Annotated in this window: 23 protein-coding genes; 12 read left to right on the plus strand and 11 right to left on the minus strand. The window is 56.0% G+C overall.

Translation table 11 applies throughout. The annotated features are described in order from the left end of the window. Positions 1-771: 771 nt before the first annotated feature. From FJW00_RS01390 to FJW00_RS22260, 6 genes are all read left to right on the plus strand, one after another. Positions 772-1,542, plus strand: coding sequence for a hypothetical protein (locus FJW00_RS01390; RefSeq protein ID WP_237712310.1), 771 nt, complete (start codon positions 772-774; stop codon positions 1,540-1,542). A gap of 17 nt (positions 1,543-1,559) precedes the next feature. Then, on the plus strand, positions 1,560-2,000 hold the full coding sequence (locus FJW00_RS01395; protein WP_140922906.1) for a WapI family immunity protein: 441 nt from the start codon (positions 1,560-1,562) through the stop codon (positions 1,998-2,000). Between the two features lie 293 nt (positions 2,001-2,293). Next, on the plus strand, positions 2,294-2,656 hold the full coding sequence (gene iraP, locus FJW00_RS01400) for an anti-adapter protein IraP (protein ID WP_033736214.1): 363 nt from the start codon (positions 2,294-2,296) through the stop codon (positions 2,654-2,656). Positions 2,657-2,858: 202 nt separating this feature from the next. Beyond that, a complete protein-coding gene (locus FJW00_RS22255; RefSeq protein WP_181405333.1) occupies positions 2,859-3,032 on the plus strand; it encodes a hypothetical protein in 174 nt (57 codons plus the stop codon). Positions 3,033-3,681: 649 nt separating this feature from the next. Continuing rightward, positions 3,682-4,701, plus strand: coding sequence for an alcohol dehydrogenase AdhP (adhP, locus tag FJW00_RS01405; protein ID WP_140922908.1), 1,020 nt, complete (start codon positions 3,682-3,684; stop codon positions 4,699-4,701). A 214-nt stretch (positions 4,702-4,915) separates the two neighbouring features. Then, positions 4,916-5,053, plus strand: coding sequence for a hypothetical protein (locus tag FJW00_RS22260; protein ID WP_009089769.1), 138 nt, complete (start codon positions 4,916-4,918; stop codon positions 5,051-5,053). Between the two features lie 79 nt (positions 5,054-5,132). Here the strand turns inward: FJW00_RS22260 and FJW00_RS01410 are convergent, their stop codons facing one another. The 8 genes from FJW00_RS01410 to betI all read right to left on the minus strand — a co-directional run bounded on the left by FJW00_RS01410 (position 5,133) and on the right by betI (position 12,060). Continuing rightward, entirely contained in the window at positions 5,133-5,318 is a 186-nt protein-coding gene (locus FJW00_RS01410) for a hypothetical protein (protein WP_009089771.1), read from the minus strand. A gap of 109 nt (positions 5,319-5,427) precedes the next feature. Next, entirely contained in the window at positions 5,428-5,688 is a 261-nt protein-coding gene (locus FJW00_RS01415; RefSeq protein ID WP_009089772.1) for a hypothetical protein, read from the minus strand. Between the two features lie 147 nt (positions 5,689-5,835). Beyond that, the gene (locus tag FJW00_RS01420) at positions 5,836-6,978 is read right to left on the minus strand and encodes an acyltransferase family protein (protein WP_140922910.1); all 1,143 of its coding nucleotides are present in this window, start codon (positions 6,976-6,978) and stop codon (positions 5,836-5,838) included. 199 nt (positions 6,979-7,177) lie between these two features. Beyond that, positions 7,178-7,507, minus strand: coding sequence for a multidrug/spermidine efflux SMR transporter subunit MdtI (gene mdtI / locus FJW00_RS01425; RefSeq protein ID WP_140922911.1), 330 nt, complete (start codon positions 7,505-7,507; stop codon positions 7,178-7,180). Next, positions 7,494-7,844, minus strand: coding sequence for a multidrug/spermidine efflux SMR transporter subunit MdtJ (gene mdtJ / locus FJW00_RS01430; protein WP_009089777.1), 351 nt, complete (start codon positions 7,842-7,844; stop codon positions 7,494-7,496). Before mdtJ ends, mdtI begins: the two co-directional genes overlap by 14 nt. Positions 7,845-8,271: 427 nt before the next feature. After that, entirely contained in the window at positions 8,272-9,954 is a 1,683-nt protein-coding gene (betA, locus tag FJW00_RS01435; protein WP_009089779.1) for a choline dehydrogenase, read from the minus strand. Positions 9,955-9,979: 25 nt separating this feature from the next. Then, positions 9,980-11,452, minus strand: coding sequence for a betaine-aldehyde dehydrogenase (betB, locus tag FJW00_RS01440; RefSeq protein WP_140922912.1), 1,473 nt, complete (start codon positions 11,450-11,452; stop codon positions 9,980-9,982). A 14-nt stretch (positions 11,453-11,466) separates the two neighbouring features. Then, complete coding sequence (gene betI, locus FJW00_RS01445; RefSeq protein WP_009089782.1) at positions 11,467-12,060, minus strand: transcriptional regulator BetI; 594 nt, start codon at positions 12,058-12,060, stop codon at positions 11,467-11,469. 261 nt (positions 12,061-12,321) lie between these two features. Between betI and FJW00_RS01450 the strand changes: the two genes are divergently transcribed. The 4 genes from FJW00_RS01450 to FJW00_RS01465 all read left to right on the plus strand — a co-directional run bounded on the left by FJW00_RS01450 (position 12,322) and on the right by FJW00_RS01465 (position 16,933). Next, positions 12,322-14,352: a choline transporter gene (locus FJW00_RS01450; RefSeq protein ID WP_009089785.1), complete on the plus strand. Its 2,031-nt coding sequence runs from the start codon at positions 12,322-12,324 to the stop codon at positions 14,350-14,352. A gap of 135 nt (positions 14,353-14,487) precedes the next feature. Next, positions 14,488-15,837 (plus strand): MFS transporter, encoded by a 1,350-nt coding sequence (locus tag FJW00_RS01455; protein WP_046101961.1) that lies wholly within the window; start codon positions 14,488-14,490, stop codon positions 15,835-15,837. A gap of 126 nt (positions 15,838-15,963) precedes the next feature. After that, positions 15,964-16,176, plus strand: a complete 213-nt coding sequence (locus FJW00_RS01460) for a DUF1272 domain-containing protein (RefSeq protein ID WP_140922913.1) — start codon at positions 15,964-15,966, stop codon at positions 16,174-16,176. Between the two features lie 109 nt (positions 16,177-16,285). Next, positions 16,286-16,933: a metallophosphoesterase gene (locus tag FJW00_RS01465; protein ID WP_046101959.1), complete on the plus strand. Its 648-nt coding sequence runs from the start codon at positions 16,286-16,288 to the stop codon at positions 16,931-16,933. Positions 16,934-16,935: 2 nt separating this feature from the next. Here FJW00_RS01465 and rsmF read toward each other — a convergent pair whose 3' ends face one another. The 3 genes from rsmF to yebS form a co-directional block, all read right to left on the minus strand. Next, entirely contained in the window at positions 16,936-18,369 is a 1,434-nt protein-coding gene (gene rsmF / locus FJW00_RS01470; protein WP_140922914.1) for a 16S rRNA (cytosine(1407)-C(5))-methyltransferase RsmF, read from the minus strand. Between the two features lie 302 nt (positions 18,370-18,671). Beyond that, entirely contained in the window at positions 18,672-21,305 is a 2,634-nt protein-coding gene (locus tag FJW00_RS01475) for a PqiB family protein (protein WP_009089795.1), read from the minus strand. After that, a complete protein-coding gene (gene yebS, locus FJW00_RS01480) occupies positions 21,274-22,518 on the minus strand; it encodes a membrane integrity lipid transport subunit YebS (RefSeq protein ID WP_140922915.1) in 1,245 nt (414 codons plus the stop codon). Before yebS ends, FJW00_RS01475 begins: the two co-directional genes overlap by 32 nt. Before the next feature lie 214 nt (positions 22,519-22,732). Between yebS and msrC the strand changes: the two genes are divergently transcribed. Then, positions 22,733-23,233 (plus strand): free L-methionine (R)-S-oxide reductase MsrC, encoded by a 501-nt coding sequence (msrC, locus tag FJW00_RS01485; RefSeq protein WP_009089799.1) that lies wholly within the window; start codon positions 22,733-22,735, stop codon positions 23,231-23,233. 96 nt (positions 23,234-23,329) lie between these two features. Beyond that, positions 23,330-24,031, plus strand: coding sequence for an RNA chaperone ProQ (gene proQ, locus FJW00_RS01490; protein WP_009089801.1), 702 nt, complete (start codon positions 23,330-23,332; stop codon positions 24,029-24,031).

Raw genomic sequence — 24,031 nt, forward strand, 5'->3', positions numbered from 1 at the left:
TCATTTATTTACACTTTTGAAATGTATGGTAAATCACCTTGCGTTGGACTGCCCTCAGGTAAAGTTGCATTTATAAATGATGATAATGTTCTGATTGCTCACAAACAAGGTGAGGATATGAGCTTCATAACTCATACTTGTGAATATAAAAAATAAGTTTAACTCCTGCTCAAGGCTTCGGCGGGAGTCATGCTAAAGGCTTCCGCCATTTTATCGCCACATTCGTAGATAACCTACTATTATACAGGGTTTGCTAAAATATGCGGTCTTTATTTTGCTGATCTATATTGAATTCTTCATCGGTGCGAAAAATATCCCGAACCTGTCCTGTTCAAACTATTCCCATCACTTATTTCTTACCCAATATATTGAGAAACTTTTTCGTTATAATAAGTTATTTTTAACGAAGGCTTTTTGCGCGAAATACTTCCATTTTTAGCTCATACCATCGCCTGACTGACTTTAGTATTTCGTGAAATGTTTAACGCATATGGCAAAACCGGGCCTGGCTTTCTGCAATCTGTCGCATTGACAGAAATTGTTCAGGCGACTAACGCTCTCGTCTCACTTCAGGTGAAGATAGCTCCAGAGCATCTCGGCTGACATTTATCGGCGCTGGCTCAAGCCGTTTCACCCTTAGACGCTGCACGGCCCGAACGATTTGCAGCCGACAACGAAATCATCAGTCAGGCATCTTTAAAGATAAGGACATAGGTCTAATCAGACTGAAGATGCACTTAGTTTTAAAGGTGTTCAGGGGGAAAGGAAGGCTTGCGATCAAAGTTTGGTGATAAGCTATCAGGTAATGATCGTTTTATCTTCCTGTGGCACTATAAAACAGCCATTGTCATAAACGAGGGATTGAGTATGACTTCAGGAACAGCAGCGAGGCAGGAACCCGGACGTTACTATACTTTTGAGTCGAGATTGCCTGAGGGCGTTTTTTTTGAGTTTCGCCCCAGCCATTTGCCCCGAAACGCAAAGCCTGTAACCGATGAAACCAGTGGTATGTGCATCGGATACACGGTCGCACAGGCCCCGGGATTATGGCAGGTTTATGATGTCCAGGGGCATTTTGTCAGGCTGGAAGAAGCACCACTTGAAACACCATTATTTGATCCAACTGATATTGCCCTTTTTGGATTAGGGGTTTTCCGTATTCTTCGAACGGGACGAGTTCTGTTTGAATCAGGGGCACGTGCGGCACTTTCAGCAAAAATTAGTCAGGGTACGGTATCTCTTTTGCGAGGGCGGCTAAAATTCGGTCTGCATGCGCGCAGTCTCAAAATGACGGAAGCAGCCGCAAAGCATATGTACGATCCTGCTCGATATGTTCCTTTGCAAATTCAGGAAAAAACTATTCGTTATGGCAAGCGCATGCCAGATCCTCGTGAAGGAGAAGGAATGTTCCGTTACGAAACAGATATCTATAAATTGCGCTTCGATAAGCACCGTCGGGAGTATGTTTATCAGAAGTACAGATTTGAGGTGATTGTCAGAGAATCTGACTGGACAATATCTCATTTTAAATATTTTTATTAACTAACAGGAACATTTCCATGTTTGATCTCAGGAGTGAAGAATTTACTTTCGTAATCGCGCCTTATGAACGCGTGGTGGTGAATGAAGTCGATCCTGTTAACCATAACTGGGACTGGATAAAGTCCTGGGTAGAATTCTCGGTAAGCGGCCTTAACGTAGCGTTTAAAACGGAATTTACCGTTGGAGAATTGAAACTATTGAAAAAAGAATTTTCAGCTTTCCAGCAGGCGATAATTAATCAGCAAAAGCTTAAATCGTTCACATATCAGAGTGATATTCATCAGCTTGATATGATAGTGACAAATGAAAACAGTATTGATAGTGTCACGATTGAATTTACTCTTCGCCCGGAGCCCCATGCCGATAGTGTTCAGGTTAAAGGCAGTTTTGGCCTTGATGAAACCTATTTTCCCGATATTTTGAAGCGACTTGATGAAATGATTGAATGGCAGACTTAGGCTGGTTATTCATTACATCTGTTTCCTCTCATGCGAGAGAACTGTCACCCTGAATACTGCAGGTGACGGGCTGATGGGTGATGCACAGGCCCGGCGTCCTTCCTCGGCTACGGGTGCTCGCCAGCAGGAGTCACTGCATTCTTAATCTGCCTGGTTCACGATGACCCGTTCGCTCATTTTCCGCTTTTTGCTGATTTTATTGCGCAGGTCATTAATCCCCCCCTTTTCAGAATAATGATATTTTCAGCCTGCCCGCGGAATCATAAAATGCTGGTTTAACAGGGAGATATACCATGAAGAATGTTGTGTTAAGTATGCTTGCCAAGATTTCACAAATAGATGCAAGCACCAAACAACTCACCGCGCGCGTTGAGGCGCAGTCTCTGTTGATCAGTGCGCTGGTGCTCGCGGTAAGTAAGCAGGGCGGCGTAACGGAGATGATCGAGGGCGCGAACAAGGCGATCAACACGGTAATTGACTCCGCAGACTCAGATGAAATGCTCAAGTCTGATGCGGCGCTTCTTTTAAGCGAACTTCAGGATTTACTGATTATCTCCCGCGCGGTTGATGGCGCAGATGAAGAAATCAATCATGAGGCACTCAATGAGCTGGCCGGTGTGACCTCACCCGCACAGCTTCTTCAGGAAGATAACTGATTCGTTGCCTCTGGCCCGCCGCGCGCGGGCTTTTCAGTTCCATTTCTCTTTGAGCAACGCTCTCAGATCCCTTTCAGACAGGCCTTTCCCCAGGGTGAGATATTTCCAGGGCAGGGCAGGGCAGGGCGTTAAATGAAGCGACAGGGCAAAAAAGGCTCTGTCATTATCAAAGGAACGCTATTCAGCGCAATCAGAGACACCCATGAAACGTGCATTATTGTGGCTGCTTCACTCTTTTTCAGATTGGATTGCTATTGCCGTTATTGTGGCGGGCATCTATCTCTTCATTAGCTTTGTGCCGCAGCATGCAACGCTGCTCATTGTTGCATGGGTTGTCACCATTTCTTATCTCTATATCCGATACAGTCGCGGATAGTGATAACGTCCTGCGCGTAATCCGCCCTGATTCTTAGGCCGGGAACCACCCGGAGAGGACACATTGTCGTAACGTAACAGGGTCAGAAGCACCGCAAAACCGCATCCGTAATCGCTTCACGTTGACCATAGTCAATGTACTCTGCGAGCCTCCGCAAACGCGTAAAGGCGTTTATCCCGCGTATAAAAAAGCAGACGTACCCTGAGGCGGTGATATTCAACCAGGATGCGTTATGTTTTTGAAAAAAGTTATACCCTGTCTGCTTTTAGCGCTGGCAAGTTCAGCTATGTCCGGCTGTGTGATGGCGGAAGGTGGTCGTCATCATTATGGTCACGCTTCTGACTGGCATCATCATGGCCGACCGGCTATGCCAGATGCGTCGCAGCACATGGGGCCGCCGCCTGCGCCTGCGGCATCCCGGCATATGGGCCCCCCGCCTGTCCGGAACCCCTCTCAGCATATGGGCCCGCCGCCGGCAGCGTCCTCTGACAGCGGCATCCATCGCTGGCATGCATAAGCGCCACGCATGTGGCACCGCCTTCACAGAATGCAACACAACCTCACTGGCTCGCACCCAAAGCTCAACGGTTAGCTTGTTATCACGGCCGTTTGGCTTATTCTGAACGTTCAATCAAATGGAGGAACGTTTATGAAAGCGGCAATAGCAAATAGTGAACACCAGGTTGAAGTTGTTGAGAAGACACTGCGTCCTCTCAAAACCGGCGAAGCACGGCTCAGGATGGAATGCTGTGGTGTATGCCATACCGATTTGCATGTGAAGAACGGCGACTTCGGTGATAAAACCGGTGTCACGCTGGGTCACGAAGGTATCGGGATTGTTGAGGAGGTTGCGCCGGATGTGACCTCTCTCAAGCCGGGCGATCGCGCCAGCGTGGCCTGGTTCTTCAAGGGCTGCGGTCACTGTGAATACTGTAACTCCGGTAATGAAACGCTCTGCCGGGAGGTGGTTAATGCGGGTTATACCGCCGATGGTGGTATGGCTGAAGAGTGTATCGTGGTTGCAGACTACTCGGTCAAGGTTCCCGAGGGGCTGGACCCTTTTGCCGCCAGCAGCGTAACCTGCGCCGGCGTCACCACCTATAAAGCGGTGAAGGTCTCTGAGGTCAAACCGGGCCAGTGGCTGGCGATTTATGGTCTCGGCGGGTTAGGCAATCTCGCCCTGCAGTATGCTAAAAATGTCTTTAACGCCAAAGTGATCGCCATTGATGTGAGCGACGGCCAGCTGGCGCTGGCGAAAGAGATGGGTGCCGACCTGGTGGTGAACTCCGCCAATGAAGACGCGGCGCGCTTTATTCAGGAAAAAACCGGCGGGGCGCACGCGGCCGTCGTGACCGCCGTGGCCAAAGCGGCCTTTAACTCGGCGGTAGATGCGGTCAGAGCCGGGGGACGGGTGGTGGCAGTCGGACTTCCGCCGGAAGCGATGAGCCTGAACATCCCGCGTCTGGTACTCGATGGCATTCAGGTGGTGGGATCGCTGGTCGGCACCCGTAACGATCTGGCGGAAGCCTTCCAGTTTGCGGCAGAAGGAAAAGTGGTGCCTAAAGTCACCAAAAGAAAGATTGGCGAGGTGAACGACATCTTTGATGAGATGATCCACGGCAAAATTCGCGGCAGGATGGTGATCGACTTCACCGGTCACTCTGCCTGATCAGACGCACCTGACCTGATGCTGAAGCCCGCCCTGAGCGGGCTTTTTTGTGACTGAAGTGTTAAATGCCACGGGTTGTGCAGTTACCGCCTGGGTTAAAACATTAATAAGCACTGCTTTATGTTTCATGATGTTTTTTTGGCTTGCACTTTACCGGTAACATTATAGTTTAAGAGGTGATGTCGGATTACACACAACTGAAGGAGGGTTATTTATGGCGAAACATCATCTGCTTAAATCCATTGAAATTGCAGCCATTGTGCTGTTTGTCCTGATACTGGCGTATCTGGCGATCACCGGGATTTTGTCCTCAACAGGTATGGACCACGCCTGGCCTTACCCCACTAAGTAACTGAATGCGGCACCAGGGAAAATCATCAATATTATAAACAGATAACCCCCAGCCCACACCTGTGAGGCGGAATACCGGGTTACACCAGACTGACCGAAAGCAGCGTGAGCTCTTCCGTGTCCAGTGACAGACTTTTTTTCGTTTCGAACATAAACTGTTCCAGCGCCTCTTCCACATCATCCCCTTCGATAAAGGCGTGGGTGGTGACGTGATGTTCACCTTCCGGCTTAATGACGTAAGACACAAACCACTTTTTCTTCTGCATGATGCTTCTCCTTCTGATGCTATAACGCGTTGAGAGCGGGCAATCGGTCGCGTGCTGTCCGGCATGGCGAACAGCGTGCTGCCGCGCTTGTCAGGGCTGATGACAGGGTTTAATCCAGCGGTGCGGGATGGAGCAGGTCGATCACATCATCGATCTCGTTACTGGCCGCATGACGATCGAGGGCGACAGCGTAGTAGCGTCCTTTGCAGTAATGCCGGGTCACCGCGACGCGATGGCCGGTATCGCTGTCCGCTTCGCCGCCGGTGGCGGTCTGCAGATGGGGCGGGATCACCAGCTCACTTTCAAGTTGATCGGCTTCAATGATTAACGCGCCACCGTCGCTGGACAACAGCAGATGCTGAATGCGCATAGATTTTCCTCTCCGTCGGATTGCTGACCGGGAAAGTGTAGTTCACTCCGGCAGGTGTGCAGGACGTAAGACGTGGTTCCCTCCTGGTCACGCCATCGCAGGCCATAAAAAAGCCCCGCGAACGGGGCTTCTGGATCCATCTGTCACTCAGCTGGTCTGGTCAGCCAGCTTCGGGGCCAGAACGCGTTTACCCATACGGATGCCGGGCTTCTCAACATATTTGTAGAGCAGCGACGCCAGCGCATAGGTCACCGGGATGGCGGAGACGCAGACAATCAGAAAACGCGTCAGATCGCTTTTGAATTCGATATCGGTGTGATTCAGCAGCAGCGCGATCAATGGAATGACAATCAGCAGGTGCAGCAGGTAGACCGAGAACGAGACGTCGCCCAGCCAGGTGCTGAGACGGTTGTTCAGCAGCTTACGCGGCAGAGCAATCAGCTGCGCCATCCGACTGCCCTGTGGATACTGCCAGAGAATGGCTGTCATACCGACGATCATCAGCGCTTCCATAATCACCTGCAGCTTGATGAACCCCAGACCCATTGCCACGCTGGCAACCGGTCCCAGCAGCGCAAAGGCGACGTAAAGCAGCGATTTGCGGCGAATGGCTTCTGCCAGCAGCATGCCCGACAGGAACATGTTCAGCTTAATCAGGATCATCGAAGGCATCTCAAACGCCTCATAATAATCGGCCAGCAGATAGCGTCCGGCGCAGCAGAGCACCATGATACCGATCAGGGAGGCGGCATAGCCAAACCGCATCGTCACCAGCATGATGAACGGGAACAGCAGATAGAACTGCATCTCCAGCCCGATGCTCCAGTCAGGCAGTACGGTGTTAAACCCGTACTCGGGCAGCATGCCGAACAGGAAACTGAAGTGGGTCAGCACATTTGCGAGCGACTGGTCGGTGTAACGTGACGACTCGGTTGCCGTGCCGGAGTAGAAATGCGCGATGGTGTCACGCATCTCGCCAAACCACGGCCCGTAAATCAGGGCGATGATTAACAGCAGATAGTAGAGCGGCGCGATGCGGAAAAAGCGACGGATCCAGAACTTTTTGATCGTTGCGGCGCTTTGCCATGGCTCTTTCTGCTGTCGCTCGACATAGTTTTTCGCCATCAGGTAGCCCGAAAGCAGAATAAACAGATCGACACCGATGCCAGGGGATGAAATCAGTGTGATATGGCAGTGAATCAGCAGGCTGATATGACCTACCAGTACCCAGAGAGAGGCGATGCCGCGTAATCCCTCAAGCTCAGTTGACCAACCTCGTGTTGCAGACATAACTCTTCCTCGTTTTTATCCGACCTTCGGCGCTCACTAAGCCTCAAGGCAACAGATATGTAAACGGCCCTTTACAAAAGTAAGAGGAATCTGAAGAAGAGAATGCTGAAAAAATCAACTTGAAAAGGGTAAAAACGCACAGAAAGTTAAGGGCGCGCAGCCGCACACCCTTAACCATTATTACAGCCCGGGACCTCTGTCAGGCCAGTTTTAACAGGAGCATACCGGCCAGCAGCAGGCTCAGGCCAGCCCAGCCTTTGCGGTTCAGTCGCTGACCAAACAGTACCCAGCCCGCCGCGACGGTGGCGATAATGCCAAAGCCACCCCAGACCGCATAGGCTATCGACAGGTCGATCCCTTTCACCGCCTGAGCAAGCGCGCTGAACGCGAGTAGCACACAGTAGAGCGAAAGCAGCCCGAATAGACGTTTTTTGAATCCATCAGAATATTTAAGGAATATATTGGCGGCAATCTCCAGCAGGATGGCGAGTGCCAGCCAGGCCGCATGGACAAAATCAGTGATGACCATGGTTAACCTCCGCTGATGATTCGGTGCCGGTTTTGATCAGGACGATTCCAGCAATTAGTGTCATCAGGCCGCCAATTTTCAGCGGTGACAGCGACTCGCCAAACAGCTGCACGCTGAACAGCGTAATCAGCAGGATGCCGATACCTTCCCACAGGGCATAAGCCACGCCCAGGGCGATATGTTTGATGGCGAAACTCAGCAGAATATAAGAACAGGCAATCATAGCCAGCATCATCAGGTAGCCATACTGGCTGCCGCTGAGGCTGGACCATTTCATAAACAGCGTACCGATTATTTCAGTCACGATAGCAAGTGATAATAAAACCCAGGCGTACATGGGGATCTCCAGCAACGAATTAATGACGACCTGCCACGCGTGATTGCGTGCAGACTCAGAACCATATCGAAGCGGAAGGGGACTACAGGGCGTTACGCCAGTGCTTATCAGCGACGTTCCGGGCGGAAAGGAAAGCAGGGGAAATCAGGGAATAAAACACAAAAAGTTTGCGCATAAAGTTTACAACGCATCCACATTGTTGCTTCTCATCAGTGGACGGAAAGTGCCTCCGGTTATCTACACGCAGGATTTATAGCATCCGGCATATCGTGAAATCAACAGCAGATGCTGCTTTGTTTGATTTTGATTAAGGTTTGATGATTTGCAGATGCAGGTTAACGGAAAACAATGTGTGGCATGGGATGGGGGATAAAAAAAAGCCGGGCAATAAGATGCCCGGCGAGATTTAGAGTGACACTGTAACTATTTAGTCGCTGCGCTGTGGGGTGGTGCGCACAGGCGCCTCTCCGGCCACGTAGTAGGCCGCAGTGCTGCGCGGCAGCGGTTCGCGTCCACGGATCTTATCGGCAATCTTCTCACCGATCATGATGGTGGTGGCATTCAGGTTACCGGTGATGATCAGCGGCATGATGGACGCATCCACAACGCGTAATCCCTGCAGGCCATGCACCCGACCTTCACCATCGACGACCGCCATCGGGTCGTTGCCCATTTTACAGGTGCCGCACGGGTGATAAGCGGTTTCGCCGTGGTTACGCACGAACTCGTCCAGCTCCTCATCCGTCTGACATTCAATGCCCGGGCTGATTTCACGGCCGCGATACTTATCCAGCGCGGGCTGGTTGATGATCTCGCGGGTGATGCGAATCGCATCGCGGAATTCATGCCAGTCCTGCTCATGCGACATGTAGTTAAACAGAATCGCCGGATGGCGGCGCGGATCGCGTGATTTCAGGCGCACATGACCACGGCTGGGCGAACGCATCGAGCCGACGTGACACTGGAAGCCGTGGGCATCAACGGCATTGGAACCGTTGTAGTTAATCGCCACCGGCAGGAAGTGATACTGAATGTTCGGCCAGCTGAACTCTTCACGGCTGCGGATAAAGCCACCGGCTTCAAACTGGTTACTGGCGCCGACACCGGTGCCATTGAACATCCATTCTGCGCCGATTTTAGGCTGATTCCACCACTTCAGCGCCGGATAGAGGGAGACCGGTTCTTTACACTCATACTGCAGATACATCTCCAGATGGTCCTGCAGGTTTTCACCCACGCCTGGCAGGTCGTGAACCAGCGGAATATCAAACTGCTTCAGCAGTTCGGGCGAACCGACGCCAGAGCGTTGCAGGATCTGCGGCGAGGCGATAGCCCCGGCACAGAGCAGTACTTCACGGCGTGCGGTCGCTTTGTTCAGGGTGTTGCTGTCGCCCTGCAGAAACTCCACGCCCACCGCACGCTTACCGTCAAACAGGATACGGTCGGTGGTGGCATGCGTAATGATCTTCAGGTTGGCGCGGCCTTTAGCCTGATCGAGATAGCCGCGCGCGGTGCTGGAGCGGCGTCCCTGCGGCGTCACGGTGCGGTCCATCGGGCCAAATCCTTCCTGCTGATAGCCATTGAGGTCATCCGTGCGCGGATAGCCCGCCTGCACGCCCGCCTCAATCATCGCTTCAAACAGCACGTTGTTGCCCGCTTTTGGCGTTGCGACGCAGACCGGGCCGTCACCGCCGTGGAAGTCGTTCGGACCGATATCGCGGGTCTCCGCTTTGCGGTAGTAGGGCAGGCAGTCCAGATAACTCCAGTCCTCTAACCCCGGCGCGCTGGCCCAGTTATCGAGGTCCATGGCGTTACCACGGATGTAACACATCCCGTTAATCAGCGACGAGCCGCCCAGGCCTTTACCACGGCCACACTCCATGCGACGGTTGTTCATGTAAGGCTCAGGTTCTGTTTCATAGGCCCAGTTGTAGCGTTTGCCCTGCAACGGATAGGCGAGGGCCGCAGGCATCTGGGTGCGGAAATCAAAACGATAATCCGGGCCGCCCGCTTCCAGCAGCAGGACGCTGACGTTGCTCTCTTCGGTCAGACGGGTAGCCAGAACGTTTCCTGCGGATCCAGCGCCGATAATAATGTAATCAAATTCCATTCATCGTTCCTCAGGTTAAGGGTGATTAAAAGACTGACTGAAAACGCGTCAGCTCAACCTGCACTGACTTCACCTGGGTGTAACTCTGTAGGGTCATCAGGCCATTCTCACGGCCAATACCGGAGTGCTTGTAGCCTCCGACCGGCATCTCTGCGGCCGATTCACCCCAGGTATTGATCCAGCAGATGCCGGCTTCAATCTGGTGGATGACGCGGTGCGCACGGTTGAGATCCTGCGTCACCACTCCGGCAGCCAGGCCATATTCGGTGTCATTGGCGCGGCGGATCACTTCCTCTTCGCTGTCATAGCTCAGGATCGACATCACCGGTCCGAAGATCTCTTCACGCACAATCTTCATCTCATCACGGCAGTCGGTGAAGACGGTGGGAGCTACCCAGGCCCCCTGATCGAAGTCGCCGCCGGTCAGGCGTTTGCCGCCGCACAGCACGCGTGCGCCTTCAGCGATGCCCGATTCGATGTAACGCATCACGTTGTCGCGATGAGTGAAGCTGACCAGCGGACCAAAATTGGTGGCCGGGTCGCGCAGATCGCCAGCCCTGATGCGGGCAACGCGCTCGCTGATTTTTGCCTCGAAAGCTGCCTTCAGCGACGCCGGGACAAAGACGCGGGTGCCGTTGGTGCAGACCTGACCGGAGCTGTAGAAATTCGCCATCATGGCGATGTCGGCGGCCAGATCGAGGTCGGCATCATCAAAGACGATCAGCGGAGATTTACCGCCCAGCTCCATGGTGACCTCTTTCAGGGTTGATCCTGCGGCATTGGCCATCACCTTTTTGCCGCTGACGACGCCACCGGTGAAGGAGACTTTGTCGATACCCGGATGTTCGGTCAGCAGCTGACCGGTGACTGCGCCGAGGCCTGGCAGCACGTTGAAGACCCCATCCGGCAGGCCCGCTTCGCTGTAGATTTCCGCCAGTTTCAGGGCGGTGAGCGGGGTCACTTCACTCGGTTTAAAAATCATCGCGTTACCCGCGGCCAGCGCAGGCGCAGATTTCCACAGGGCGATCTGAATCGGGTAGTTCCAGGCGCCAATCCCGGCCACCACGCCCAGTGGTTCGCGGCGGGTGTAGACAAAAGAGGTGTCGCGCAGGGGGATCTGCTGGCCTTCGATGGCGGGGATCAGCCCGGCGTAATATTCCAGTACGTCTGCACCGGTGACGATATCGACAGCGGAGGTTTCGCTGTAAGGTTTACCGGTGTCGAGCATCTCCAGCTCTGCCAGCTCATCGTTACGCTGACGCAGAATATCGACGGCGCGGCGCAGAATGCGCGAACGCTCCATCGCGGTCATCGCGGCCCAGACCTTCTGGCCTTTTCTGGCGGCAGCAACGGCGCGATCGACATCTTCCTGGCCGGCGGCATGAACCTCTGCCAGTACGTCGCCGTTGACCGGATTGATCGTCTGGAACGTTTCGCCAGACGCTGCGGCCACATAAGCGCCATCAATGTAGAGTTTCTGCTCGTTGAATCGGGACATGTTTTCTCCTTCCGTTATTCGTGCTCGCCAGCCAGTTGCTGACGGATGAACTGGGTGGTCAGTGTGCGGGCGATGACCGGGTCAAAAGGCTTACCGCTCAGCGCTGCGCGCAGCCACAGACCATCTATCAGGGCGGCCAGGCCATGCGCGGCCAGACGCGCTTTTTCCAGCGGCAGCTGACGCCGGAACTCCACCGCCAGGGTGGAGTAGAGCCGCCGGCTGCTGACCCGCTCCAGGCGGTTGAGCTGGGGCTGATGCATGCTGCTTGACCAGAAGTCGAGCCAGGCTTTCATCGCGGCGCTGTGCACCTGGGTTTCATCAAAATTCCCGTCAACGATGGCACACAGTCGCTGTTCAGCCGGGGCATCGGCCAGCGGCCGTAACCGCGTCAGAACCGCTTCGCGCAGCTGCCGCGTCACATCACGCATTGTGGCTTCCAGCAGGCCGTTCTTATCTTTGAAGTAGTGACTGATGATGCCGGTCGAGACCCCCGCCCGCCGGGCGATCTGGGCGATAGTGGCATCATTAATTCCAACTTCGTTAATCGTACTCAGGGTCGCATCAATCAGTTGCCGACGTCGTATCGGCTGCATCCCTACTTTTGGCATAGCTCCGCTCCGGCTCCGCCCTCAAATTGAACCCCTATTTAAACTTTTTTTGATTGCACGTTCAATATAAAAAGAAACTTTGTTAGTGTAGTGTTCTTTAAATGTAGCGTAAGCGAAACGGCAATGAGTGCTAAGCTCACTGTCAGCCGTTACGCTTAAACAGGAAGTGACAGAACGATAGGAGGCCGCACGGCCTGAACACCCCGTGAGCGGCAAATGTTATCCATTGCGTATTTTCAGGATATTAACCAGAGGTAATCGATGAATAATCCACCTGCCGGTGAAAAAGACAGACTCAATCCCGTTGTATTTTATACCTCTGCCGGATTGATTCTGACGTTTTCACTTGTGACGATTCTCTACAGTGAACTGGCCGCGAGCTGGATCCTCAAGGCGGTTAACTGGGTCTCCGCCACCTTCGGCTGGTACTACATGCTGGCTGCCACGCTCTACATTGTCTTTGTGCTCTACATGGCCTGTTCGCGCTTTGGCTCAATCAAGCTGGGGCCGGAGCACGCCAAACCGGAATTCAGCATCCTCAGCTGGTCCGCCATGCTGTTTGCCGCCGGGATCGGGATCGACCTGATGTTCTTCTCGGTGGCTGAACCGGTGACGCAATATATGCAGCCGCCGGAAGGGGCGGGGCAGACGCTGGAGGCGGCCCGTCAGGCGATGGTCTGGACGCTGTTTCACTATGGCCTGACCGGCTGGTCAATGTATGCGCTGATGGGGATAGCGCTGGGCTACTTCAGCTATCGCTATAACCTGCCGCTGACCATCCGTTCCGCGCTCTATCCCATCTTCGGCAAACGCATCAATGGCCCGATTGGTCACACCGTCGATATCGCCGCGGTAGTGGGCACGATCTTCGGTATTGCGACCACGCTCGGCATCGGGGTGGTGCAGCTTAACTATGGCCTGAAGGTGCTGTTTGATATCCCGGAAGGACTGACCGCGCAGACCGCGCTGATCATCCTCTCGGTGGTGATCGCCACCATTTCGGTGACATCCGGCGTGGATAAAGGTATCCGTATCCTCTCCGAGCTCAACGTGGTGATGGCGCTGGGGCTGATCCTCTTCGTGCTCTTCTTCGGCAACACCGAATTTCTGCTGAATGCGCTGGTGCTGAACGTGGGGGACTACATCAACCGCTTTATGGGCATGACGCTCAACACCTTTGCCTTTGATCGTCCGACGCAATGGATGAACAGCTGGACGCTCTTCTTCTGGGCATGGTGGGTGGCCTGGTCGCCTTTTGTCGGCCTCTTCCTGGCGCGTATTTCACGCGGTCGTACCATCCGCGAGTTCGTGCTCGGCACCCTGATCATTCCCTTCACCTTTACGCTGCTGTGGCTGTCGGTGTTTGGTAACGCCGCGCTCTATCAGATTATTCATGGCAATGCGGGCTTCGCTCAGGAGGTGATGAATCATGCGGAGCGTGGCTTCTACAGCCTGCTGGCGCAGTATCCGGCCTTTAAACTCAGCGCTTCTGTCGCGACGATCACCGGTATGCTCTTCTACGTCACCTCTGCGGACTCCGGTTCGCTGGTGCTGGGGAACTTCACCTCACGTCTCAAAGACATCAACAGCGATGCGCCCAACTGGCTGCGTATCTTCTGGTCGGTAGCGATCGGGGTCCTGACCCTGAGTATGCTGATGGCGAACGGCATCTCGGCCCTGCAGAACACCACCGTGATCATGGGTCTGCCGTTCAGCTTTGTGATCTTCTTTGTGATGGCGGGGCTCTATAAATCGCTGAAGATTGAAGATCACCGTCGCGCCAGCGCCACGCGTGACACCGCGCCCTATCTGGCCCACGCTACGGATCGCCGCACCTGGAAAAAGCGCCTGTCGCGGCTGATGAACTATCCGGGGTCGCGTTATACCCAGCAGATGATGGAAAAAACCATCTATCCGGCGATGGAAGAGGTTGCGAAAGAGCTGGAGCTGCGGGGTGGCCGGGTGTCGCTGGAGAGCGTCGCGCCGGATGCGGCCAACCCGATCGGCTATCTGGATCTGCGCGTGCATCTGGGCGAGGAGCAGGACTTCATCTATCAGGTCTGGCCGCAGCAGTACTCGATTCCGGGCTTTACCTATCGCGCCCGCAGCGGTAAATCGACTTACTACCGGCTGGAAACCTTCCTGATGGAGGGCAGCCAGGGTAACGACCTGATGGACTACAGCAAAGAGCAGGTGATCATCGACATTCTGGATCAGTACGAGCGGCACCTGAACTTCATCCATCTCAACCGTGAGGCACCGGGCAGCAATATCAGTTTCCCGAGCGCCTGACGCCAGGCCCGTCCGCACACTGCGGGCGGGCTTTTTTTTTGCCGTCAGCGGCAGGCAATGCCGCGCCGGACACGGATATCGACTATCTTTAGGGCTTAACTGGCCTGATGCCTGAAGGTGTAGACAGGGAGTCATATGGGAAAAATATTCAGTACGTTTCTGCCGCTCTACACCACTACGCTGCTGATGCTGCTGGGCTCCGGTCTGCTGACCACCTATGTTTCACTCCGGCTGGCGAGCGAGCAGGTGAACGGGGCACTTATCGGTGCCATCATCGCGGCAAACTATATTGGTCTGGTGATTGGAGGCAAAGTCGGGCACAACCTGATCGCCCGCGTCGGCCATATCCGCGCCTATGTCGCCTGTGCCGGGATCATTACCGCCTCGGTGATTGGCCACGGGCTGACCGACTTTATTCCGCTATGGGTGTTTCTGCGTCTGATCATCGGGCTCTGCATGATGTGCCAGTACATGGTGCTGGAGAGCTGGCTCAACGACCAGGCGGAATCCTCTCAGCGCGGCATGATCTTCGGCTTGTATATGGTCGCGACCTATCTGGGGCTGAGCGGCGGTCAGGTGGTGCTGAGCCTGCAGAGTGGCTTTGGCGTGAGCACGCTGCTGATCGTGGCACTCTGCTTCGCGCTCTGTCTGGTGCCGATTGCGCTGACTACCCGTACCCATGTCAGGCCTATGACCCCCGCGCCGATGGAGCTGGGCTACTTTATCCGCACCATTCCCAAACTGCTCGGCACCACGCTGGTAACCGGCATGGTGATCGGGGCGTTTTACGGGCTGGCGCCGGTTTACGGCAGCAGCAAAGGCTTCACCACCAGTCAGACCGGCTACTTTATGAGCCTGACGATTTTTGCCGGTCTGGTTTCACAGTTCCCGCTGAGCTGGCTTTCCGACCGCTACGACCGTCAGCGGCTGTTATTTATCATCGCGCTGCTGTTTGCCGTCTCCTGCGTGCCGCTGATTATGCTGCCGCATCTTACCTTCCACTGGATGATAGGCATCGCCTTTGTGGCCAGTATGATGCAGTTCGCGCTCTATCCGCTGCAGGTTGCGCTGGCGAACGATCAGGTTGCCGCCGAGCGACGGGTGTCGTTAACCGCCTGTCTGCTGATGGCGTTTGGGATTGGTGCCAGCATCGGGCCGCTGGTGGTGGGCGCGCTGATGCAGCCGCTGGGCAGCAATATGCTCTATCTCTTCTTCGCCGTCTGCGCGCTGGTGACGGGCGGGCTGAGCTATGTGCGAACGCCACGTCCGCTGCCGACAACCGAAGTGCCGCTGCCGCATGTGGTGATGCCTGATAGCCTGGCAACCTCACCGCTGGGTGCGGCCCTGAACCCGACGCTGGAAGAGGAGGTGATCCAGGCGTCAATGGGCGGTCAGGAGCCGGAAGAGGAGAGCGATGAATCTGAAGAGCAGCCAGAAGCCGGGAAAGAGCCGGACCATCGCGCCACGGATAAGACGCAGCCCTAGCGCCGGGCCACGGTCTGCACCCTTGAGGCAGAATGTCCCGATCTGACCCGACTTTGTCTCTCCGCTGACTCGACAGCCGGGACGCCACGCGCGAAGCTGACGCATCATCCTGACAGGAGTGCCGCCATGCTTGAACTTCGCCCCAGCTGTGAACGCTGTGACTGTGACCTGCCGCCATCTTCCCTGGCGGCACGGATCTGCTCATTTGAATGCACCTTCTGCGCGGAGTGTGCCGAACACCTGCAGCATCGTTGCCCCAACTGCGGCGGAGAGATGGTGCGCCGCCCGGTGCGTCCGGCGGAGAAGCTGGAGAAGTATCCGGCGAAAACGCGCCCCTGATCTGCCGCGGGGCCTGTCCGCTTTCCCACCGCGCTGCCTTTGTCTGTGTTGGTGCAAAGGCGGATCTGACTATACTGTGCAGAGGCTTTGCGACGCAGGCGGAGGATCAATGTCTTACCAGTTTCTGGAGGGGGCAGCGTGGCGGCATATCTGGGTCGTGGGCGATCTGCACGGCTGCCGCGCTGAACTGGATGCGCGGTTACAGCAGCATCAGTTTGATCCGCAGCAGGACCTGCTGATTGCCGTGGGTGACCTCATCGATCGTGGGCCCGACAGCCTGGGGTGCCTGGCGCTGCTGAAGCAGCCCTGGTTTCGCAGCGTGAAGGGCAACCATGAGGAGATGGCCCTTTCAGCGTTACAGGGTCACGAAAAGCAGCGCTGGCAGATGAACGGCGGCGGCTGGTTCTGGCGGCTGCGCGGCAGTGCCATCATTTCGGCGCGTCACGCGCTGCTGCGCTGTCGCGATCTGCCGCTGATCGTGCATTTACAGCTGGGAGCGCGCACCGTGGTGATTGCCCATGCGGATTACCCCGCTGCGGAGTACGCCCTGGATAAACCGCTGGACTGGGAGCAGGTGGTCTGGAGCCGTCAGCGGCTGGAGGCGCTTCAGGCCGGCGCAGAAAGCGGCATCCGCGGGGCAGATGCCTTTTATTTTGGTCATACGCCGCTGAAGGAGCCGCTGACGGTGGCCAACCTGCACTACATCGACACCGGTGCGGTGTTTGGCCATCATCTGACGATGGTTCAGCTGCAGTGACTTCAGCGGAACAGACGCCCGTCCCGCACCAGCTCGCGGGGGTAGCTGTTCTTGATACGGCTGCCGACTTTCTTTGCCAGCCCCAGCGGCTGCTGCTGATAAGTGACAATCATCTCATTACCGGCGGGTTCGCTTTCCGGATAGATATCCCGCCCGCGATACCACTCTTCTGCCTCTGCTGCCGTCAGTTCGAAGGCGTGCTTCGCATCCGGTTGCGCCAGCGCGATGACCGCCTCATGCTGCCAGCGATAGCCTTTCGCGAAGGTTTCAGCCAGCTTCAGGCCAATTCTTGAGAAACGCACTCTGCCCAGCAGCGGGGTGACAGCCGCCGGGAACAGCCAGATCTCTTTATCACGCTGCCACAGCACCAGCGAATCGTCCCAGCGGAGTGAGACGGCAGCGGCGGCCTGAATGATGTCGCTCTCCAGCTTGCGGCTGACGTGCGAGAAGGGCAGCTTGCCGACTTTATAGCCCGGTGCAGGCAGCGGATCGACCGACGCGGTTTTGCGCAACCGGGCCACAAAAAAGCCTTCGCTGTCGAACATCTGCGGGAAAACGTGCAGATAGCCTTCTGGTGTAGCGGCCAGCTCCGCCCCTGCAAACAGTTCGTTGAGCGGCAGGATCTCCACGGCGTCGGGGTAACGCTGCAGCAGCCAGGCGATGACCTGTTGATTCTCGATCTGATTCAGGGTGCAGGTCGAGTAGACCAGCGTGCCGCCCGCTTTAAGGGCATGGAAGGCGCTGTCGAGCAGGTCACGCTGGGTGGCGGCAATCTCTTCTGTACTGGCCAGCGACCAGTTTCTCAGGGCATCGGGATCTTTCCGCATCACCCCTTCGCCTGAGCAAGGGGCGTCAAGAAGGATGGCGTCAAACTGTTCCGGCAGCGCAGGACCAAAAACCCGGGCGTCGAAATGTGTCAGCGCACTGTTGGTGACGCCGCAGCGGGTAATGTTGGCGTGCAGGACTTTCACCCGGCTGGAGGAGAACTCATTGGCCAGAATGATCCCCTGATTGCCCATCCGGGCCGCAATCTGGGTGGTTTTTGAACCCGGTGCCGCCGCCATATCCATCACCGCGCTGACCGCGGTCTGCGCGTCAAACAGGGCAGTGACCGGCAGCATGGAGCTGGCTTCCTGAATATAGAACAGGCCGCTGAGGTGTTCCGCGACGCTGCCCAGCGGCAGGCTCTCATCTTCCCGGCTGATCCAGAATCCCTCTTCGCACCACGGCACCGGTGTAAGCTGCCACTCATAGTCTGCGGTGAGACGCAGGAAGTCAGTCACGCTGATCTTCAGGGTATTCACCCGCAGCGTGCGGCGCAGCGGCTGCTGACTGATGGCGAGGAACTGCGCGAAGCTGGCCTCATCGGGCAGGCTCTGACGCATTAAAGAGAGAAAATCGGCGGGGAAAAGCGAAGCAGCATCTGACACGGGCACATTCCAGTTAAGGCAAAGGCGGCAGTGTACCATGCAGAAAGGAAACGGGCAGCCAGGCTGCCCGTCTCAGGAGGAATAAGTCTGGCGCGGTTTTGCGTAGATGAGATTGCTCAGGCATACAGCCCGCGGAAAGATGAAGCGATGGGAGCATACGCCCGGAGTAAAGCATAGCGGGCCAGGGATGGTCCGCGCTGAGCCCGCCAGGGATGGCGGTTTTTGCGTCTTTGCGGAGGGCGTTTGCTCCCTGAGCCTGCGGTACAAAGCAGCTATGCGGGCAGCACAGACTGCCCGCATAACATGACTTAGCGCGGAGACGGAATCGCCGTTCCCCAGTTGCGCCAATCCTTCGGCGCTTCATCCTGCAGCAGGAAGTGTTTATCCGGCGTCGCCTGTGGAGCCAGCGGCACCGTTGGCGGGGTGGCAAACTGGATGCCACCACGGATAAACTGCTGGAAGGTGCCGGTTTTCACCACGCCGCCAATCAGACCGAAGTCGAGGTTGTAGCCGGACGCCAGCCAGAATACCGAGTTATTCCGCACCAGATGCTGATACTTCTTGCTGATACGCAGAGCAATCTGCACGCGATCCGCCATATTGCCCAGCGACGTGCCGGTCACGGTGCCCACTTCCACGCCGCGGAACAGCACCGGGGTGCCCAGCGACAGCGAACCGGCTTCGGTGGCATCAACGTAAATATTCAGGCCATTCAGGTAGCGCGAATCGGTAATGGTGCTCTCCTGCAGCTCAAAGGTGCGCACGGCACCCCCTTTGCCCGGGTCCACGTTTACGTAAGGCTGCAACAGCGTTTCCAGATGATTCACCCCCGTTGCGGAAATCTCTGGAGAGACCACCGAGAAACGGCTGCCGAGGCGGGCAAAATCATCCACATATTCGGGATAGAGCACCGCTTTGGCGACGACCTGATTGTTATCTTTACTGAGCGAAAGCGACTCCACCTGGCCGACATTGATGCCCAGGTAACGAATCGGCATCCCGGCTGAGAGCTTGCTGGCGTCATAGGTGTGCAGGGTAATCTGACTGCCCACCGCGCGGGCGGCGGTTTCAGACGGGTAGAGCACACGCTTGACCCCTTTGGCCGACTTCGCACCGGTCATGTTGTCGAAGCTGATTGCACCTTTCAGCGCCCGGTTAAGCGGCGATGCCTGAACTGTCAGGCCGCTGCCGTTAAGACTGACGCGGGCGCCACCCTCGGCCCAGAAGACGCTTTCGCTGGTCAGCAGCTTGCGATACTCCGGCTGGATGTGCACCGCGATATCAAAGGCGTCAGCGCGCGGCGTGACTTTCACAATCTCACCGACCTGAAACTTACGGTACAGCACCACCGACCCCGCCTGCACGTCAGGCAGACTGTTGGCGGTCAGCGTCAGGGTGGTGGAGGGGCCATCACCGGTAATGCCTTCTTCCGCTTTTTCCGCATCGGCAAACAGCGGATAGGCGGTTTTCGGCTCGCCTTTCCTGCCCGGCTCCAGCCGGATGCCGCCATCGACCCATTCACGGGCGCTGGCACCTAACACCTGCATTCCGTCGAGACCAAATTTCACATCGAGCCGGCTGTTGACGATAAATTTGCTGTCCCCGTGCACCAGGCTGCGATTCTCAGGATTCACCGCGACCACAAAATTGACGCCATTCTCATCCAGAGAGCGCGACATCACCTGACCAATCTGCATGCCGTGCAGCATCAGCGGCTGCCCCTGATCGATACCGTAGCTCTCCGGCGCACTCAGTCTGACCGTCAGCACGTTGGGTTTCTGCAGCAGCGTCTCATTTGACGCCAGCACGGTGTAGTGCTGCTGCGGCTCACCTTCGCCGGGAACCAGTTCCAGGGTGTTACCGGTCAGCAGCGCACTGAGGCTGGTATCGGTCAGGCTGATTTTCGGGCTGTGCATCTCAATGCGGGTGCCGCTGCGCATCAGACCGACCACCGACGGATCAATCGTCAGCTCGCCGGTCACCTTGCCGCCATCCTGCAGGTTGAGCTTAGTCAGCGTGCCGACCTCCAGTCCCTGATAGATCAGCGGCGTGCTGCCCGCTTTAAGGTTATTGCCGTTGGGCAGATCCAGGGTAATCAGCACGCCGCGCTGACTGTGTGCCAGGTCAGGATAGAGCCGGTAGTTCTGCTCCGCTTTGGCCTCTCCGGCATTTTCCGGGGAGTCAAAGGCAATCGCGCCATTCACCAGCGCCGCCAGGCTCTCCAGCTGCACTTTAGCACCGCTCAGGCTGACATCAGCATTGACGCCGGAGACGTTCCAGAAGCGACTGTTGGTTTTCACCAGATGGGTGAAGCGACGGTCAATCAGCACATCAATCGCCACCCCGTCGGATTTGCTGTTGATGTTGTAGTCATAGACCCGGCCAACCGGAATCTTGCGGTAGTAGACCAGCGAACCGGTGTTAAGCGAACCGAGATCGGGGGCATGCAGATGGATCAGCAGTTCGCCGGTGTTCACCCGATATTTCGGCTGGGTATCGAGCGCGGTAAAGGCCTCGCTGGGTTTCCCTTTGCCGGGCATCATCCCGATATAGTTACCGCCGACCAGCGCATCCAGTCCCGACACGCCAGCCAGTGAGGCTTTCGGCGTCACCAGCCAGAACTGGGTGTCTTCGCGCAGCGCGTCGCGCATATCGCTCTTGATGCTGGCTTTGATCTGAATGCGGCGATAGTCGTCGCTGAGATTAATGCCCTGCACGGTGCCCACTTCCACACCCTGATAACGGATCGGGGTACGGCCCGGCACAATCCCATCCGCCGTCTGGAAATTGATAGTGATGGTAGTGCCGCGCTCCTGGTAGTTGGTCCAGAGCAGCCAGCAGGCGATCAGCATCGCAATAATCGGCAGCAGCCAGAAGGGCGAAACTTTACGCTTATTGCGCAGCGTGGCGTTAGTCGGTGTAGTCGGCGTTTCCTGTTGCATGTGCATCCCAGAGCAGGCGGCTGTCCAGCCACTCAACAGACATAATGGTCAGGATAACGGCGGCGCCAAAAAAGAGCGCCGCCGGTCCCATGGTAAAAGCCAGCAGCTGATCGCGATTGACCAGCGACATGGTTAACGAAATGACAAACAGATCCAGCATTGACCAGCGGCCAACCCAGGTGACAAACCGCAGTAACCGGATGCGGGTGCGCAGCCCCTGTTCACAGCGGAAATGGATGCTGAGCAGCAGAGTCAGCATCACCAGCACTTTGGTAAAGGGCACCAGAATACTGGCGATAAACACAATCGCGGCGACCGGCACATTGCCTTCACCCAGCGACAGAATGCCCGAGAAGATGGTGTCTTCACGCCGTGAACCGTTGAGGTACACCACGGAAATAGGCAGCAGGTTCGCCGGGATCAGCAGCACAATTGAGGCAATCAGCGCCGCCCAGGATTTTTGCAGGCTGTGGCGGCGACGGAAGTCGAGCGGCGTGTGACAGCGCGGGCAGCGCCCCCGCTCGTCCGGCAGGCCGGTATGGTGACAGTTCAGGCAGACCTGCATCTCGTCACGCACCATATTGCCGGGCTGCTGCGGGTAGAAATGCTCCCACAGCTGCTCCATATTGAGATGGATCAGCGTCAGCACGCTCAGCACCGTCAGGGCGATGTAAGCCGCCAGCCCATACCCAATCTCCAGCGAAGCATAGTCCTGCACCTTAATCGACGCCACGGCAATACCGATCAGGTAGACATCGAGCATCACCCACTCTTTCAGCTTCTCCAGCATCAGCAGCACGGGCCGCAGGTTCATGCCCAGCCGGTGACCGATACCGAGATAGCAGATGCCGGCCACCAGGGTGATCGGCGCGCCCAGGGTGCAGAAGGCCACCATTGACGCCGTCAGGACATCCCCCTGCTGCGTCATCTGAATCACGCCTTCGAGCACGCTGGCATTGATGCGCATACCCAGCAGACGGATATCTACCAGCGGCAGGGAAAACGCAAACGGCATCAGCACCATCATGGTGGCGGCCATGGCCATCAGACGTGTCATCGACCAGTCGTGACCGCTGACTATCCGGGCGTTGCAGCGCGGACAGTAGGCCGCCTGATGCGATTTCACATCCGGTAAGGAAAAAAGGGTATCGCATTGCGGGCAACGCTGATAACGTGCGTGAGGCAATGTCTGGCTGATAGCGTGAATTTTCATAGGGTGGTGCAATTTTCGCTCGTCAGAAGTAACAGATATCGGTCATTAAGACATTGTCTGTGTGCCTGTCTCGGGCATCACGCTTCGATCCACAGAATGCTAAGGTTATAGTAACTAACGCTATGATTCACCTTGTCGCTCTGGATAATTAAAACTTATTTTTAACGAACGGTCTCAATAAACCCGTTCAGATGTCATTGGTAACGGTTGAATAATGAACAAAACTGCCTTTTACGCCGATCTAAATCGCGATATGCGAGCCCTGCTGGCGGGCGAAACGGCGTTTCTCGCCGCGATGGGAAACTTTAGCGCGCTGCTGTATGAACGTCTCGATGGCGTGAACTGGGCAGGTTTCTACCTGCTGACGGAAGCCGATACGCTGGTGCTGGGCCCGTTCCAGGGCAAAATCGCCTGTGTGCGCATTCCGGTCGGTAAAGGTGTGTGTGGCACGGCGCTGGCAGAAGAGAAAGTGCAACGCGTGGATGATGTGCATGCCTTCCCGGGCCACATCGCCTGCGACGCTGCCAGCAACGCTGAGATTGTGATTCCTCTGAAAGTGAATGGCACTGTGGTTGGGGTGCTGGACATCGACAGCGTGGATTACAATCGTTTTGACAGCGATGACGAATCAGGGCTGGTCACACTGACTGATGGGCTTTGTGAAGTGCTTGCGAACAGCGACTTAGAAAAATATCTGCAGCTGACGCGCAGCTAATCGACTGGATCACATGGCATTTAGCGATGTTGTCATTATAATGTCGCCTGTTCATGCCTGCGCTGGTCGGCAAACCCGTTGTAATCAGGAAATTTCATGGAAAATCAACCTAAGTTGAATAGCAGTAAAGAAGTCATCACTTTTCTGGCGGAGCGCTTTCCGCACTGCTTTAGCGCTGAAGGTGAAGCGCGTCCGCTCAAAATCGGTATCTTTCAGGATCTGGTCGAGCGTGTTCAGGGCGAAATGAGCCTGAGCAAAACACAGCTGCGTTCCGCGCTGCGTCTTTATACGTCGAGCTGGCGTTATCTCTACGGCATCAAAGCCGGTGCTATCCGTGTCGATCTCGACGGTAACGCCTGTGGCGTGCTGGATGAGCAGCATGTCGAGCATGCGCGTAAGCAGCTTGAAGAAGCGAAAGCGCGTGTGCAGGCACAGCGCGATCAGCAGCGTGCCGCCCGTCGTGAAGCGGGTGAAAGCGAAGAGGGCGCGGCACCGCGTCGCGCGCGCAAGCCTGCTGCACGTAAGCCTGCCGAGGGCGACGCCGCACGCAAACCGCGTCCGCAGACTGCTGCACCGCGTGCGACCGCCTCACAGCATCGCAAACCAGCCCCACGTCCGGAGCAGGAAGCCCGACCCATCACTGATACCTCAACTTTGCAACCCGGCCAGAGTATTAAAGTTAAAGCAGGCAAAAGTGCGATGGACGCTACCGTTCTTGAAGTATCAAAAGACGGCGTTCGGGTCCAGCTCGCTTCCGGCATGGCAATGATTGTGCGCGCAGAACACTTGCAGTTCTGA

This window comes from Pantoea anthophila (assembly GCF_006494375.1).
Lineage (GTDB): Bacteria > Pseudomonadota > Gammaproteobacteria > Enterobacterales > Enterobacteriaceae > Pantoea > Pantoea anthophila.